The organism is Chlorobium sp. (genome assembly GCF_021740465.1).
Lineage (GTDB): Bacteria > Bacteroidota > Chlorobiia > Chlorobiales > Chlorobiaceae > Chlorobium.
The window spans coordinates 11950-27467 of the sequence record NZ_JAIOZR010000019.1 but is presented as its reverse complement, the minus strand read 5'-3'; the positions used below and the strand labels follow the sequence as shown (position 1 = coordinate 27467).

Here is a 15518-nt window from a genome sequence, read left to right as displayed (position 1 = left end):
AATTCAATAGTCTCCTTTTTCCTGATTACTGTGTGACGTAGGTGGCTTCGAGTTCTGCGCCTTTTGGGTTTCCGGCTGTTTCCCAGGGAGCTTTTATAAGCTTCCAGACCGGATTGTTGACCATGCGGTCGATATCCCTGTAGAAGTTCGTCGCGCCGACAAAGCCGGTGTAGGGACCGCCGTAATCGTAGCTGTGCAGCTGCTTGAGAGGCACACCCATTTTCTGCACCACATATTTCTCCTTGATGCCGGCGCAGAAGATATCGGGCTTGTAGATTTCGATCAGCTTTTCCGATTCATAGTGGCTGACGTCATCGACGACGAGCGACTTTTTCATCATCTGCTTCATCATGCCCTCGTAGCCGTTGATCTCCAGCCCTTTTTCCTTCAGCGCTTCAAGCTCCGCTTCGCTTTTTCTCGGCTGGTAGAGTTCCGGATCGGCTACGATTTTCAGCTCCTCGATGTTCTTGCTGTCGGCATCGACCTTGATGCTCGGCAGCACATGACGGCCTTCATAGTCGTCGCGGTGAGCGAATTCGTAACCTGCAGCTACCGTCGTCATGCCAAGTTCGGTAAAGAGATCCTGGTAGTGGTGGGCACGAGAGCCGCCGACGAAGAGCATTGCGGTCTTGCCTTCGGTTCTCGGGCGGATATCGTCGATCACGGCCTTGACTTTCGGCATTTCCTCTGCAATCACCTCTTCGACGCGGGCTTTCAGCTCGGCATCATCGAAATACTCGGCTATCTTGCGCAGCGATTTTGCGGTCGATTCGGCTCCGACGAAGTTTACCTTCATCCACGGGATACCGTATTTGGTCTCCATCATCTCGCCCATGTAGTTGATCGAGCGGTGGCACATGATCACGTTGAGATCAGCCATGTGCGCGTTTTCAAGCTGGCCGACGGTCGAGTTTCCGCTGAAGGAGGCAACCAGAGTTATTCCGGCCTTCTCGAAGATGCGCTCGATTTCGAATGCGTCACCGCCGATGTTGTACTCACCGAGCATGTTCAGCTTGAATTTGCCTTCAGACGGAGTGTTGTTGCGTCCGACCATGTGCTTGAACACGCCGTTGTTGGCTATGTGGTGGCCTGCCGACTGGCTGACGCCACGGTAGCCTTCGCAGCTGAAGCCGAAGACGTTGCAGTCGCCGAACTTCTCGCGCATCTCTTTTGACGCGGCATGCACGTCATCGCCGATCAGTCCGACCGGGCAGGTCGAGAAGATCGCGATGGCTTTCGGATGGAAAAGATCGTAAGCCTCCTGGATCGCCTGCTTCAGCTTCTTTTCTCCGCCGAACACCACATTCTCCTCCTGCATGTCGGTGGAGAAACAGTAGGTGATATAGTTTTCATGCTCCGGGGTTTCCGGTCTTGTCTGGTTGCGGCGGGTCAGCCAGGCGTAAAAACTGCAGCCGATCGGCCCGTGTACAATGTTGACGATGTCACGGGTCGGTCCGAGCACCACGCCCTTGCAGCCTGCGTATGAGCATCCGCGCTGGGTGATGATGCCGGGAACCGTGCGGACGTTCGCCTGTACTTCAGGTATGCTTTCCGGGTCGTTGATGATAATCGACTTGGTTCGTTTTTTCGCGACCTTCGCCGGATATTTTTGTACCAGTTCCTCCCTGATTTTGGAAGGATCCGGATAATGATTCATAGCCTCCATGTAGCTCTCTCCGTTTACACCTTGTAAGTTGTTCTCGTTAGTTCAGCGCTTCATCGCCTTCCTCGCCGGTCCTGACCCTTACGGTGTCGAGAATCGGGGTAACAAAAATTTTGCCGTCTCCGGGTTTGCCGGTCTGGTTTGTTTTAATGATGGTATCGATGGCCATCTGGCAAAGTTCGTCAGGAACCACAACGGTCAGGATGCGTTTTGCAACCAGTCTCGGTGCGTTGCCGAGCTGGGCGATGGCCTCCGGATGTCCGGCTTCCGCTCCCTGAAGAATGTCGTAGTGAACCTGGCCCTTGCCGCGACCCATCACCCGTCCTGTTGCCGTGAATGCGGGAATGCCTGCGTCGACGAGCGCCTTTTTGGTTTCGTTAACCTTGTTGATGCGGATTACTGATATGATCTCTTTCATCAGGCCTCCTTACCGGCGAGGGCCGGCTCGCTTTCCTTCGTTCCGGAGCTGATGGTATAGACCTCTTCGACGGCGGATACAAAGATTTTGCCGTCACCGAATTTCCCTTCACCATCGGATTTGGCATTGTCGAGAATTGCCCGGATCACGAAATCCTTGTCGACATCGGGAACCACGACGAAGAGCATCTCTTTGGGCAGTTCATCGTACACGACATCGCCGACGCGAAGGCCACGCTGTTTTCCCCGTCCTACAACCGAGATTTTTGTAACGGCCGGGTAGCCTGCATCGAGCAGCCCCTGCATGACTTCATGGACTTTTTCCGGCCTGACGATTGTTCTGATCATTAACATGTGCGAGTTCTCCGTTTATTAGTTGGCGATACCAAATTCAATAAGAAGCGATTCAAGCTCTTCGATCTCCAGCGGTTTGGGGATGACGAACATTTCGTTTTCGTCGATTTTCCTGGCAAGCGCGCGGTATTCGTCGGCCTGACCGTGTGTCGGATCGTAGTCGATGACGGTTTTGCGGTTGATCTCTGCACGCTGCACAAAGTTGTCGCGGGGCACGAAGTGAATCATCTGGGTGCCGATTTTCTTTGCGAGCTCTTCAATCATTTCGCGCTCGTTGTCGACCTTGCGGCTGTTGCAGATAAGACCGCCGAGACGCACACCGCCTGCATCGGCGTATTTCAGGATGCCTTTGCAGATGTTGTTTGCAGCATACATGGCCATCATTTCACCGGAGCAGACGATATAGATCTCTTCTGCCTTGCCGTCGCGGATAGGCATGGCGAATCCTCCGCACACGACGTCGCCGAGCACATCGTAGAACACGTAATCGAGATCCCATTCCTCATCGTAGGCGCCGAGCTGTTCGAGCAGGTTGACCGAGGTTATGATGCCGCGGCCTGCACAGCCTACGCCAGGTTCGGGTCCGCCTGACTCCGTGCAGCGGGTGTTCCGGTAACCCTCTTTGATGATATCTTCAAGTTCAACTTCTTCTCCCTCCTCACGCAGGGTATCGAGAACGGTTTTCTGCTGCAGACCGCCCAGCAGGAGACGGGTAGAGTCGGCTTTAGGGTCACAGCCGACGACCATGACTTTTTTGCCCATTTCCGCAAGACCGGCAACCGTGTTCTGTGTCGTGGTTGACTTGCCGATGCCACCTTTTCCATAAATCGCTACTTTTCTCATGTTCGTTCTTATTTAGGTTATCATTGTCTTTTCTATAAATAATTCAGGATATTTTTTCTTGAAACCTGATTATTTATGATAATTACATGCAAGAGGCATGCCAGATGGTGCTGTTCGGGGAGGTTTGTTTTTTCTTTTGTTGCTGATTGGTGTCAACTCTTTTTTTTGTAAGGGCTTCCTGGTTTTATCCAGCCAGCTCTTTTTCTGAGGGTCATCGTAATTTTTTAGCCGGGCGTGATTTTTGCAGCAAAAAAAATCTACACTTCCGTGTGATATTTCAGGAAGCTACATTTCCGTATTTTTTTATCTGCTTGTACGTCCAGTACTTCGTACAGGGTCATTTTCCGGTGAGGGGGCATGTGAAGGATTGTGGAAGCGGCTTGTCGTGAGGTCGCGGGTGAGCGTTTTTTCGGTACCGCTCTTTGGGCGATGAGGGTTGAAAGCGTGCTGTACCGATCGCCGGAGAGGATGAGGAGGCGTTGCGGCCGGGCAGAAAGGGCTATGTTGTCTTGTATGTTCGGGAGTACCTGAAAAAAATACTTTTTTGTAGCTTTTCGAGGCAAGAAAATATGCCCCTCCTGTTCGGGGCCTCATTCCTGTTTCCGGAATGGGCAGGGCCGGATGGCGGAATGTTATTATCCGGACGGTTCGATGCGCAGCAGGCGTCCGTTGTCGCTGTCCGTCAGAAGATAGAGGAACCCGTCGGGTCCCTCCCGGACATCACGAATTCGTTCGTTTAAAGCCCGCAACAGCACCTGCTGCCGGACAGTTTTTTTGCCGTCAAGCACGATGCGTCGGAGGTGGAGCTGCACAAGGGAGCCTGCAAACAGATTGCCTTTCCATTCGGGAAAACGGTTTCCGGTATAAAAGGTCATACCGGAAGGCGCGATGCACGGGGTCCAGTAGAGTATCGGCGACTCGATGCCGGGGGCGGTTTTTCTCGTGGAAATGATCGCTCCGCTGTAATCGATTCCGTGTGTCACAACCGGCCAGCCGTAGTTTGCACCTTTTTTGAGAATGTTGAGTTCATCGCCGCCGAGAGGGCCGTGCTCGTGTATCCAGATATCTCCGGTCGTGGGATGTTTGATAATCCCCTGAATGTTGCGGTGTCCGTAAGTGTAGATTTCCGGACGGTAGCCTTTTATCCGGCGGAACGGATTGTCCTCGGGAATGGTGCCGTCCGGGTTGATGCGTATGACGCTTCCGAGATGGTTCCCTCTGTTCTGCGCTTCCAGCATGATGGTTTTTTCACCGAGCGTGACGAGCAGTTTGCCGTCCGGAGCTATCAGGAGGCGGGAGCCGTAATGTTTGCTGACCGGAGTTTTCGGAAGGGCCCTGAAAATAACGCGTACGTTGCCGAGCTTCGTTCCGTTCAGTTGTGCCCGGGCCACTTCGGTGCCGGTTCCCCCTGGACCACTTGCTGAAAAGGAAAAGTACAGGGTGCGGTTTGAAAGGAACGACGGATCCATAATAATGTCCATAAGGCCGCCCTGATCTTCTGCGGCAACCGGAGGCACGCCCTTGATATGCTCCCGTTTTTTGCCGTCGCGGCTGATTTTCAGCAGCTGTCCGCTTCTTTCGGTTACCAGAAAAGATCCGTCGGGAAGGAACGCCACCGACCAGGGATGATCGAGATTTCCTGCAAGGGTGACAATACGGTATCTCCGCCCGTCGACCGTCATGCCTTGCGGATTATCGGCACATGCGCTCAAAGTCCAGAAAAACAGCAGGCAGCAGAGCAACACGGCATGTTTAATCTTTGCCATAGCAGGTAGTATGTTCCGGTTACGGATGTTTTCAGGCAGTGAGTCCGGGTTTTCCTATCAAGACACCCGAATACCATAAACAGTTCCGTTTATGCTTCGGAGTCGAGCTGTCGCAGGATGTTCTCCAGGGGGCGATCGGGTATGTTTGTCTTATCTTTCTTATTATAAGGCAGCGATGGATTTTTTCGGATAACAGATGCAACACAGACAAACCATAACATCATGCAGAAACGGCAACTCGGCAATACGGACATGCATCTGACTCCCCTGGGTTTCGGGAGCTGGGCAATAGGCGGAGGTGACTGGGCATACGGATGGGGGGCCCAGGATGACGCTGAGGCCATACATGCTATTCAGCGCGCCGTTGAACTCGGTATCAACTGGATCGATACCGCAGCGGTTTACGGGCTCGGTCATTCGGAAGAACTGGTTGCTCGGGCTCTTGAGGGTATGGAGCACAAACCTTATGTGTTCACCAAATGCTCGCTGGTCTGGAATGAACAACGCCGGATGAGCAGCAGTCTCAAGACTGATTCGATCCGGCGTGAATGCGAAGAGAGCCTGAAGCGTCTCAAGGTCGATACCATCGATCTTTACCAGATACACTGGCCTAATCCCGAGCCCGACATTGAAGAGGGGTGGCAGACGATGGCCGCTCTCAGGGAAGAGGGGCTTGTCCGGCATATAGGGGTTTCAAATTTCAATGTCGAACAGATGCGCCGTGTCATGCCGATCGCGCCTGTCGAATCTCTCCAGCCTCCCTATTCGATGCTTCGGCCCGCAGTTGAAACGGAAATTTTCCCTTTCTGCATGGAGCGCGAAATCGGAGTAATCGTCTATTCCCCCATGCTTTCCGGTATGCTGACCGGTGCCATGACGCGTGAACGGGTTGAAAACTTTTCGCCTGATGACTGGCGACGCGAAAACAGGGAGTTTCAGGAGCCTCGTCTGACGGCAAATCTTGAACTGGTCGAACTGCTCCGCAGCATCGGTTCCCCTTATGGACGTTCGCCCGGCGAGGTGGCAATCGCATGGACCCTGCGCCATCCTGCCCTGACCGGGGCGATTGTAGGAGGACGCAGCGCCGCCCAGGTTGAGGGTATTATCGGAGCAGGGGAGTTCAGACTCACCGGGGAGGAGACCGCTCTCATCAAACGACATATCGCCGGTATGGCACAGTAACCCGGAAGGCAGCGGTTCCGTAAAAGGATCAGGCGTTTCAGCAGCGGAAGCGGGGAATCCATTTTTTCAGCACATTCTGAAGATCCTGCATCATGACCGGTTTTGTAATGAATGCATTCATTCCGGCATTCAGGCACTCATCCTTGTCTTCCTGCGTTGCATTGGCCGTCATGGCAACGACCGGAATATCGGGATTTGCAATTTCCCTTTCCCGGTTTCTTATTGCTTTAACCGCTTCGAGACCTCCCATAACCGGCATCTGGAGGTCCATGATTACCAGTGCGTAGTCGTTTGTTTTCAGGGCATCGAGTGCCTCGATGCCGTTTGTAGCGGTATCGACCGAGAAGTTCAGTTTCGAGAGCATGGCCGCGGCTACCTTCTGGTTGATGATGTTGTCTTCAACCAGAAGCAGTCTTGTTTTTCCCTGCTGGTCGCTCTCTCCGGAGGGTTGAGGTTTTTCAGGGGTGTCTGCAGGCAATTCGGGATTTTTTACAGGCTGGCCGACGCCAACGGAGGTTTTTTTCGTCTCTTCAACCCTCTTGATGAGCGGAAGCGTGAACCAGAACTCGGAGCCTTTGTTTTCCGTACTCCTGAGATTGAGTTTGCCGCCCATGAACTCCACCAGTTTTGTCGTTATGGCCAGTCCGAGCCCGGCCCCTCCCTCCTTGCGTGTGGCGGAGGAGTCGAGTTGTGTAAAGCGCTGAAAAACCAGATCTTTTTGTGCTTCGGGAATGCCTATGCCGGTATCCCGGACGGCTATGCGGAGGAATATCTTTTCGGGGGTGTCGGATACGGGTTCGATGCTGATCATGACTTCGCCCTTGTAGGTGAATTTGATGGCATTCTGAACCAGGTTGATCAGCGCCTGCTGCAGATAAACCGGATAGCCGAGAAGCGTTCCGGGTATTCCGTCCGCAATGTTGACTGTCAGGAGAAGGCCTTTTTTCAGGGCGTTGTCGTTCAGGAGAGAAAAAATTTCGCTGCAGATGGCCTTGATGTCGAGCACCGATGTTTCCTTGTCGAGCTGTCCGGATTCGATTTTGCTGAAATCGAGAATGTGATTGATCAGCTGATGGAGTTGTCGGGCGCTTACATAAGCGGTGCTGGAGTAGCTCCTCTGCTGGCTGTCGAGCCTGGTTTCGAGCAACAGTTCCGTCATGCCGATGACGCCGTGCAGCGGGGTGCGGATTTCATGCGACATGTTGGCCAGAAATTCGCTTTTGGCCTTGCTTGCGATTTCCGCCTCTTTTCTGGCCTTTTTCAGGCTTTCGATCAGAATGCGCTGTATCTCCTCGTTTTTCTGCGCGTTCTTTTTCTCTTCCTCGAGGGAGAGATTGAGGCTTCGGGCGTTTTCCAGTGCGGCTTCGATCTGGCACTTCTGTTCCCTTTCCGAACGTTGCAGTTCCCTCAGATCGCTGTTCAGCACCGATACGATTTTGTACAGCTCGTGCAGGGGGTGGTCGGAACACAGAAAATTCCGGTTTTCATCCACCGAGTAGGTGTCGTCAAGGAGAATCTGTCCGCAGATTTCCGCAAAATCATTCATATCCTGCCGGGTGATGGTAATCAGCTCCAGCTTTTGCTGTTCGGCCGAAATGACCGACTTTTTATTGATCAGATCGAACGCTTCATCAACGGTCGGAACAAAAACGAGATGCTGTTTTACATAGGAGGCGATGGAGCGGAGCATTGTTCTCAAGAGCAGGGAGGCTCCGCAGATATACGTGATTTCGGCCTGGCAATTGTATTTGCTGTGCAGCTTGTTCAGGGCGTTTGCATACAGAAGACGGGTGTTGATGGGCAGCTTGACGACTCCTGAAAAATCAGCGATCCGGGTATAGTTGCTGTTGGTGAAATGCTCGGTAGCGAGGAGCCGCTCAAGCACCTGGATGGCTTTTGATGCACACTCCGGCTGCAGATCACCGCCGACGGAGGTAAACATCAGATGCCGGCCGGGAATGATGCCGATTCTGTAGTAGGAGTTGGTGTTTTCGTATGCCCATTCCGGATCGAATCGAACCATCGCCATATTCAGCGGGGTGCCGGTTTTTTCGTTGTCCGGAAGTGGTTTCATGGGGGTGCTGGCCCTATGCGTTGAACCTGCAGCGGTTAAATCCGAAACAGGAAAAGCTTTAAGAGACTGCTGGTGAATTTTAGCTGTAATATAGGTAACGAATACCATACCATGCAAGCCGGGAGCTTTTGATGCGGTTCTGCAGGTCTTGCCTTTATGGGTTGGGTTTATGGCCTGAACTTCCGATAGTCGATGTTGAATTTTTTCACCCGGAGTCCCATGATCCTGTCGGAGAGTCCGAGCTGTGCTGCCGCCCTCGACATGTTGCCTTTTGTGCGTTTCAGCGCCTCGATGATCATTTCGTTCTCGATCGAATCGAGTTTCTGCTGCAGCGAGCCGGTGTAGGGTGTGCCGCTCGACTCGGCGGTCTGGAGGCTCGGCGGCAGGTGGTAGCCGTGAATGACGTTGTCCTCACTCAGAATGACCGCCCGCTCGATGCAGTTTTCCAGCTCACGGACGTTCCCCGGCCAGTGATAGCGCATCAGCATGTCTATCGATGTGGTTGAAATGCGCCGTATCCCTTTCTGGTTGACCCGGTTGTATTTTTCTACAAAGTAGTCGGCAAGCAACAGAATATCGGTTTTTCTCTCCCTCAGGGGAGGAACGGTTATCGGGAAAATATTCAGACGGTAGAACAGATCTTCTCGGAACCGGCCATCCCTGATCAACTCTTCAAGGTTCCGGTTTGTTGCGGCAATGACCCTGACATCGACCTTGATGGTTTTCGATCCCCCGACCCTCTCGAACTCCTTTTCCTGAAGAATGCGCAGCAGTTTTGCCTGTACGGTCAGACTGAGCTCACCGACCTCGTCGAGAAAAATAGTGCCGGTATGGGCAAGTTCGAACCGTCCCTGGCGCATGCCTGAAGCTCCGGTAAAAGCCCCTTTCTCATGGCCGAAGAGTTCGCTTTCGACTATGCTTTCAGGAAGTGCCGCACAGTTGAATTTGATGAAAGGCTTTTCGGCGCGACGGCTCTTGAAGTGGATGGCGCTGGCAACCAGCTCCTTTCCGACCCCGCTCTCTCCCAGTATCAGCGTTGTTGCACTGGTTTTTGCGATTTTCTCGATCATCCTGAAGAGTGCAAGCATGGGTTTCGAGTTGCCGATGATATTTGCCGGTCGATCGGTTTCGCCACTATCATCATCAGGTTTTTCTTCATCCCGGTACAGGGTGATCAGGTTATGTCCCGTACGCAGGGGCGACGGGCTTTTTCCGTTCATGCTCTCTTCATGTGCAAGCTGCCGGAGTCTAACCGCCTGCGAGATCATGGAGGCGATGATGGAGAGCAGATCGACATAATGCTGCATCATATCCATCCTGTCGCTTTCCGCCTTTGCCCGTTTTGAAGGGTCTGCGGGCAGGGCGGGTTCGATCTGTCGATCGGCACTGAGCGTCCCTATGATTTCCGTACCCGATTTGATGGGGATGCAGATAAAGCAGAGATCATCTATTTTTGTTTTCTGACGGGAACGGGTACGGTCGAGGAAGAGCGGCTCGTCGTTGATGTTCGGTACGAGAACGGGTTTTCCGGTTTTAACTACCTGTCCGATGATTCCCTCTCCTATACGGTACCGTCCCCGCTCTTTTTCCTCTTCGCTCAGTCCGAATGATTCGTTGATGAACAGTTCGCCACTGTCGCGATTGAGAATGGTGATCATGCCGCGCAGCATGTCCATATGTTCCGACATGATGAACAAAACAAGACGGAGTACTTTGTTTATGTCGTGCTCAATCGTGACGGTTCTGCTGACTTCAGCCAGAAGGCTGATGCTGCTGTCTTCTTTTTTCTGGGGAATGAGCATGTCTGTTAGGGTAAGGTGATCCTTGTCTGACAATGTGATCGATAGATGCTTTGCAGCTCTTTTTCCGTCAGGGCACGTTTCTTTTCTCCGGCGGCTTTCCGGACAGCCGGCAGCAGTTTTCCGCTCTCTTCTTTTGAAATCGTGATGCCCTGCGAACTGTAAAAGTGGTGAATGGCCGCACTGCCCGAATGTTTTCCGATAACCAGTTCATACTCTTTTCTTCCGACCTGTTCGGGAAGATAGGGCTGGTAGGAGAGCGGATCCTTGAGGAGCGCAGCGCAGTGAATGCCCGATTCATGCTGAAAAGCCGATTTGCCGACAACCGGTTTCTGATCCTGTATGGGACGGCCTGCCGCACGGCTGACGGTTTCGCACAGCACGGCGAGTCGGCTGGTGTCGAGCGTCGTAGCATATTTTTTCGAGAGCTCCAGCGCTATGGCAAGCTCTTCAAGTGCGGCATTTCCTGCGCGTTCGCCCAGGCCTGTCACGGAAACGCTGACTGCGGTACATCCGGCTTCGAGGGCGGTAAAGGCATTTGCGGTCGCCATGCCGAGATCATTATGGGCATGAAATTCCAGAGGCAGCTTACATGAGGCTTTCAGGCGCCGGACAAGCCCGATGACCGAAACCGGAGTCGCTATGCCGACGGTGTCGGCAAGCCTGAGCCGGTCGGCTCCGCAGGCCGCTGCATCTGCGGCAAACTCCAGGAGCGCCTCCGGAGCGGCTCTTGTCGCATCCTGTGCACCGACACTGACGAAACTGAAATATTTTTTCGCTCTCGGCACCAGATCCTGCAGCTGCCCCTGTACCCACTGGTAATCTTTTTCCATCAGCCGCATATAAAGATCCGAAACCGGGAAACTGATGTGCACGGCTTCCGTTCCGCTGGCGGCGGCGTATTCTATATCCTGCCATACCGCACGAGCCCATCCGGTCAGGCGGAGAGGCAGATTGAGGGCTGCGATGCCTTTGATTGCCGTTCGCTCCTCCTCACTGATGGCCGGATAACCGATTTCCAGTTCATTGACCCCGGTCTCGGCAAGCAGGCAGGCAATCCGTGTTTTTTCCGCGGCGCTGAAAGCCACTCCTGGCGCCTGTTCACCGTCACGCAGGGTGGTATCGATGATCCATGGCCTGACTCCGGCTTCATTTCGTCGGGTTCCTTCCTTTTTCATATCGACTGTCGTTTTACTGTTCAGCGGGGTGTGCCGGTATGCGTTTTGTTGTCCGTTTTATTAAGGGATATAGTAAAATTTTCCTTAATAAGTTAGGGCTAATATTAATAAAATAATAAAATTTCAGACATTTTGGTGCTATTGTGATGAAAAGATAATGGGATGCCGGATGTACTGTATCTGCAGGGAGGGTGGAGTGGACGGGGGCGGCCGTCAGGAGCTGAAAAATCCTATATACGGCAGCTGACGGTAGTGTTCGCCGTAGTCGATGCCGTAGCCGACAACGAACCGGTCGGGTATGGAAAAACCGGTATAGGCTATCCGTACCGGGTGTTTGCGCGCTGCCGGCTTGTCGAGCAGCGTGCAGATACCCAGCGAAGCCGGATGCTGCGCAGTCAGCTCATCGCTTATGCGCTGCAGGGTAAGTCCTGTATCGACAATGTCTTCGATCAGGAGGACATGGCGGTTCGCCACCGAAAGACTGTGCCGCAGGGCAACGGTGCCCGAGGAGGTTTTGGCGGTTCCGTAACTCGATGCAGAGAGAAAATCGATGGTACAGGGTACCGTTATGGCCCGTATCAGGTCGGCAGCAAAAATGAAAGCGCCTTTGAGTACCGCGATGAGGTAAAGCGGGTCGGCTTCGCTGACGTTACTGAAATCTCCGGAAATGGCGGCGCCCAGTTCCGCCACACGGTTACGGATGGTTTCTCCGGAAAAAAGTTGCGTGAGGCGCGCATCGTCTTCAATGGCGATCATCTGGTTCTGTTTTCAGAGGGTTGCAAAGGAGTTTCGATATCGTAGCGCCGGAGTTCGTTCAGATAGAGCTGTTTCTGAAGCGTGCCGAGAGATGAGGCGGTAAAGGAGTTCCGCGCGAGCTGCACAAGGTCGCCGGGCAGGAGCCCGAGCGCTTCTGCGGCTTCGGTATAGTTTTCGTTGACATACCCTCCGAAATAGGCCGGGTCGTCGGAGTTCAGGGTAACGCACAAGCCCCTCTGCAGCATGCGTTTCAGGTTATGCTCCCGCATGGAGGGAAACACCCTGAGCCGGACATTCGAGAGCGGGCAAACCGTCAGCGGTATCTGTCGCCGTACCAGTTCGGCAACCAGCCCATCATCCTCCATGCAGTGCACCCCGTGATCGATGCGGCTGATCTGCAGGGTGTCGAGGGCCTCCCTGACTGAGGGTGCTCCCCCTTCCTCTCCGGCATGCGCAACCAGCAGAAATCCCTCCCGGTGAGCGAGTTCGAAGAGGTTCCGGAACCTGGACGGGGGGTTGTCACGCTCTGCGGAGTCGAGCCCGATGCCGGTTATCCAGCGTCTCCAGGGGAGTGCCTGCCGGAACATCTCCAGTCCCTCACGTTCGCTCAGGTGCCGGAGAATGCACATGATGAGTTTCGTCGAAAGGTTGAGGCTGCGCCGGGCGTCCTGCAGCGCGCCCTCGATGCCCCTGATTACGGTTTCGAAGGCAATTCCCCTTGCCGTATGGCTCTGCGGATCGAAAAAAATTTCAGCATGGCGTACATTCTGGGAAGCGGCTTTCCGCAGGTATGCCGCGGTCAGGTCGTAAAAATCCTCTTCGTGCACCAGCACGGAGGTGGCGCGGTAGTAGATATCGAGAAACGACTGCAGATCCCTGAAATTATAGGCCCGACGGGCGCTTTCAGCATCGGGCCAGGGCAGTTCCAGGCCGTTGCGACGGCCGATTTCGATCATCAGCTCAGGCTCGAGAGTCCCTTCTATGTGCAGGTGCAGTTCCGCTTTCGGCATTCCTGCGATGAAACCGGCAAGCGTCGTCATGGCTGCAGTGTGTTTGGGGTTGGCATGCCGGGGCATGCTGCAGGACACGGCCTTGCATTCTGCTGGTAATGTACGCAATAAAAAGCTCGTGCGGTATTCCTGGGCACTGATGTTCATCGTTTTCTTTTTTGCCTCTTCGGAAATATGTCGATTTAGTGTTATACTCATATAAGACCAGTGCAGACCCAACCTAACCGATCGGATTTTTGTGATGCTGACTTTTAACGACCTCATACAGGCCTGTCTTGCGGAGGTAAGAGAGATCATGCCCTGGGATCTTGCCGAACGTATGGAAAAGAATCCCGGACTCCTGATTCTCGATGTCCGCGAGCCTTACGAGTTCGAGGCCATGCATATACGCGGTTCCGTCAATGTTCCCAGGGGTATTCTTGAATCCGCATGCGAATGGGATTATGACGAAACGCTGCCGGAACTTGCTTCCGCAAGGCAGCGGGAGGTTGTCGTGGTATGCCGTTCGGGACGCCGCAGCGTGCTTGCCGTTGCCGTGATGCAGCAGCTCGGTTATGAAAATGCGGTTTCACTCAAGACGGGTCTCAGGGGATGGAATGATTATGAGGAGCCGCTCTTCGACCTGACCGGTGATGTCGTCGATGAAGATGCCGCTGACGAGTTTTTTACATCCAGGATCAGCCCCTCGCAGAGAAGGCCCGGGCTTGAGGATCGGCAGAAACAGCCCTGAAAAGATAATGGACAGGCTGCGTCTTCCCCGGCTGATGGTTTCGGCCCCGCACAAGAGTTCCGGCAAGACGACCGTGACCCTCGGTATTGCCGCGCATTTTGCCTCAAATGGGGAGCGCGTCTCCTGCTTCAAGAAAGGCCCCGACTATATCGATCCCATGTGGCACCGGCTTGCTTCCGGAAGGGAGAGCTGCAATCTCGACCCCTGGCTCATGGGATCCGATGGATGCATGGATTCGTTTGTCCGTGCCGGCAGGGATGGGACGCTTGCCCTGATAGAGGGCAACCACGGCCTGCACGACGGCATGTCGATCGACGGCTCCGACAGCAGCGCGGGGCTTGCCCTTTTGCTGCAGACAACGGTTCTCCTGGTGATCGACAGCCGGAAAATGAACCGCACCGCGGCAGCGATCGTCATGGGCATGCAGGCCATGCAGCCGCAGGTGACTATTGCCGGCGTCATTCTCAATCAGGTGAGTTCCCCGCGTCATGCGGAAAAACAGAAGCTTGCCATCGAAACCTTCTGCCGGGTGCCTGTCGTCGGCGCTATTCCGGCGGAGAAGAGGCTCGTTATTGCCGAACGGCATCTCGGCCTTACGACAGTCGGCGAAACAGCAGGAGCTGCCGCCTTTATACGGGACGCTGCCGAACTGGTCTCGCTCTACTGCGACATGCAGGCAATCCGTTCGCTTTTCGATTCGGCCCTACCCCTTGCCTTTGAGGGACATTCGCCCGCCCGACCCGTGACGCTTCCCGAAAAACGGGTTCGCATAGGGGTTTTCAGGGATGCCGCGTTCTGTTTCTATTATCCCGAGAACCTTCGGGCACTCGAGGAGCACGGAGCGGAACTGCTCTTTATCGATTCGATGCAGGACCGTTCGCTTCCCGATGTCGACGGCCTCTATCTCGGAGGCGGTTTTCCGGAATCCTTTTTTTCCGGGCTTTCGGCCAACCGGAGCCTGATGCGGGATGTGAAAGAGCTGGTCGATGGAGATATGCCGCTCTATGCCGAATGCGGCGGACTGATCTGGCTCTCCCGCAGCGGCACCTATGGGGGTAAAACCTATTCTCTGGCCGGAATTCTTCCCTTCGATATCGGGTTTCAGCCCCGCCCGGCCGGTCACGGGTATCTTCAGATGAGGAGCTGCAGCGAAAGTCCCTGGTTCGAAAAAGGGGTCGAAGCAAGAGCACACGAGTTCCACTATTCTACGCCGATTGAGGGTGCGGCCGGTTGCCGCTGGCAGTTCGACCTCATGCGCGGCCAGGGGGTGACCGGAAGACATGACGGAGTGCTTTACCGTAACCTGTTCGCATCCTACGCCCATCTGCATGCTGTCGGAAATCCCCTGTGGGCGAAGCGGTTTACCGATCTGTGCGCAGCCTGGAAAAAAGGCCGGTGATTTTCCGGAAAAAACAAAAAAATGCACCGGGGATTTGAAAAAAGCCGCCCCTTTTATTACTATATAGTTATATAACTGTTTCGCTGTTTTTGGGCGCTGTTTGTTCCCCGTTTTCAATCTGACAGGTGCACCCCTTTTTTTGTTCAGGCAATTCGTTCCGCATCGGTTCCCGCTTCGTGGAGCAGCACGCGGTTGCCTGCCGGCAAAACATAAAAAAATGAAAATTTTATCGTCAGGATTTGAAAAACAGCGCCCCTTTTATTACTATATAGTTATATAAATATATAACTGAACTTTCTTGTTTTCCCCAGACTGAGGATTGCGTCTTTTTGGGCCGGTCCGGTTTG

Annotated in this window: 13 protein-coding genes; 3 read left to right on the top strand and 10 right to left on the bottom strand. The window is 53.9% G+C overall.

What is annotated here, in order from left to right; all coding sequences use genetic code 11:
• Positions 1-25: 25 nt before the first annotated feature.
• From nifD to K9G39_RS08870, 5 genes are all read right to left on the bottom strand, one after another.
• Entirely contained in the window at positions 26-1666 is a 1641-nt protein-coding gene (nifD, locus tag K9G39_RS08890) for a nitrogenase molybdenum-iron protein alpha chain (RefSeq protein WP_292004569.1), read from the bottom strand.
• Positions 1667-1703: 37 nt separating this feature from the next.
• Positions 1704-2081: a P-II family nitrogen regulator gene (locus tag K9G39_RS08885; protein WP_292004568.1), complete on the bottom strand. Its 378-nt coding sequence runs from the start codon at positions 2079-2081 to the stop codon at positions 1704-1706.
• Positions 2081-2434: a P-II family nitrogen regulator gene (locus K9G39_RS08880; RefSeq protein WP_292004567.1), complete on the bottom strand. Its 354-nt coding sequence runs from the start codon at positions 2432-2434 to the stop codon at positions 2081-2083. Before K9G39_RS08880 ends, K9G39_RS08885 begins: the two co-directional genes overlap by 1 nt.
• An 18-nt stretch (positions 2435-2452) precedes the next feature.
• Positions 2453-3277, bottom strand: coding sequence for a nitrogenase iron protein (gene nifH / locus K9G39_RS08875; RefSeq protein ID WP_012465649.1), 825 nt, complete (start codon positions 3275-3277; stop codon positions 2453-2455).
• 635 nt (positions 3278-3912) lie between these two features.
• Positions 3913-5043, bottom strand: a complete 1131-nt coding sequence (locus K9G39_RS08870; protein WP_292004566.1) for a PQQ-dependent sugar dehydrogenase — start codon at positions 5041-5043, stop codon at positions 3913-3915.
• A 222-nt stretch (positions 5044-5265) separates the two neighbouring features.
• Here K9G39_RS08870 and K9G39_RS08865 point away from each other — a divergent pair, with 222 nt between their 5' ends.
• A complete protein-coding gene (locus K9G39_RS08865; RefSeq protein ID WP_292004565.1) occupies positions 5266-6225 on the top strand; it encodes an aldo/keto reductase in 960 nt (319 codons plus the stop codon).
• Positions 6226-6262: 37 nt separating this feature from the next.
• On the opposite strand, the gene K9G39_RS08860 is transcribed toward K9G39_RS08865, so the two are convergent.
• The 5 genes from K9G39_RS08860 to K9G39_RS08840 form a co-directional block, all read right to left on the bottom strand.
• Positions 6263-8299, bottom strand: coding sequence for an ATP-binding protein (locus K9G39_RS08860; RefSeq protein WP_292004564.1), 2037 nt, complete (start codon positions 8297-8299; stop codon positions 6263-6265).
• Between the two features lie 167 nt (positions 8300-8466).
• Positions 8467-10101 carry a sigma 54-interacting transcriptional regulator gene (locus tag K9G39_RS08855; protein ID WP_292004563.1) on the bottom strand — a complete coding sequence of 545 codons (1635 nt, stop codon included), beginning with the start codon at positions 10099-10101 and terminating at the stop codon, positions 8467-8469.
• 5 nt (positions 10102-10106) lie between these two features.
• Positions 10107-11276: a homocitrate synthase gene (nifV, locus tag K9G39_RS08850; protein WP_292004562.1), complete on the bottom strand. Its 1170-nt coding sequence runs from the start codon at positions 11274-11276 to the stop codon at positions 10107-10109.
• A 213-nt stretch (positions 11277-11489) separates the two neighbouring features.
• On the bottom strand, positions 11490-12032 hold the full coding sequence (hpt, locus tag K9G39_RS08845) for a hypoxanthine phosphoribosyltransferase (RefSeq protein WP_292004561.1): 543 nt from the start codon (positions 12030-12032) through the stop codon (positions 11490-11492).
• Positions 12029-13072, bottom strand: coding sequence for an adenosine deaminase (locus tag K9G39_RS08840; RefSeq protein ID WP_363319378.1), 1044 nt, complete (start codon positions 13070-13072; stop codon positions 12029-12031). Before K9G39_RS08840 ends, hpt begins: the two co-directional genes overlap by 4 nt.
• A 211-nt stretch (positions 13073-13283) precedes the next feature.
• Here K9G39_RS08840 and K9G39_RS08835 point away from each other — a divergent pair, with 211 nt between their 5' ends.
• Both K9G39_RS08835 and K9G39_RS08830 read left to right on the top strand, forming a co-directional pair.
• Positions 13284-13772: a rhodanese-like domain-containing protein gene (locus tag K9G39_RS08835; RefSeq protein ID WP_292004584.1), complete on the top strand. Its 489-nt coding sequence runs from the start codon at positions 13284-13286 to the stop codon at positions 13770-13772.
• 7 nt (positions 13773-13779) lie between these two features.
• On the top strand, positions 13780-15171 hold the full coding sequence (locus K9G39_RS08830) for a cobyrinate a,c-diamide synthase (protein ID WP_292004559.1): 1392 nt from the start codon (positions 13780-13782) through the stop codon (positions 15169-15171).
• Positions 15172-15518 lie beyond the last annotated feature (347 nt).

Bases quoted from the DNA above. Each gene is read 5' to 3' on its own strand.
- nifD (WP_292004569.1), bottom strand. From the start codon at position 1,666: ATGGAGGCTATGAATCATTATCCGGATCCTTCCAAAATCAGGGAGGAA.
- K9G39_RS08885 (WP_292004568.1), bottom strand. From the start codon at position 2,081: ATGAAAGAGATCATATCAGTAATCCGCATCAACAAGGTTAACGAAACC.
- K9G39_RS08880 (WP_292004567.1), bottom strand. From the start codon at position 2,434: ATGTTAATGATCAGAACAATCGTCAGGCCGGAAAAAGTCCATGAAGTC.
- nifH (WP_012465649.1), bottom strand. From the start codon at position 3,277: ATGAGAAAAGTAGCGATTTATGGAAAAGGTGGCATCGGCAAGTCAACC.
- K9G39_RS08870 (WP_292004566.1), bottom strand. From the start codon at position 5,043: ATGGCAAAGATTAAACATGCCGTGTTGCTCTGCTGCCTGCTGTTTTTC.
- K9G39_RS08865 (WP_292004565.1), top strand. From the start codon at position 5,266: ATGCAGAAACGGCAACTCGGCAATACGGACATGCATCTGACTCCCCTG.
- K9G39_RS08860 (WP_292004564.1), bottom strand. From the start codon at position 8,299: ATGAAACCACTTCCGGACAACGAAAAAACCGGCACCCCGCTGAATATG.
- K9G39_RS08855 (WP_292004563.1), bottom strand. From the start codon at position 10,101: ATGCTCATTCCCCAGAAAAAAGAAGACAGCAGCATCAGCCTTCTGGCT.
- nifV (WP_292004562.1), bottom strand. From the start codon at position 11,276: ATGAAAAAGGAAGGAACCCGACGAAATGAAGCCGGAGTCAGGCCATGG.
- hpt (WP_292004561.1), bottom strand. From the start codon at position 12,032: ATGATCGCCATTGAAGACGATGCGCGCCTCACGCAACTTTTTTCCGGA.
- K9G39_RS08840 (WP_363319378.1), bottom strand. From the start codon at position 13,072: ATGACGACGCTTGCCGGTTTCATCGCAGGAATGCCGAAAGCGGAACTG.
- K9G39_RS08835 (WP_292004584.1), top strand. From the start codon at position 13,284: ATGCTGACTTTTAACGACCTCATACAGGCCTGTCTTGCGGAGGTAAGA.
- K9G39_RS08830 (WP_292004559.1), top strand. From the start codon at position 13,780: ATGGACAGGCTGCGTCTTCCCCGGCTGATGGTTTCGGCCCCGCACAAG.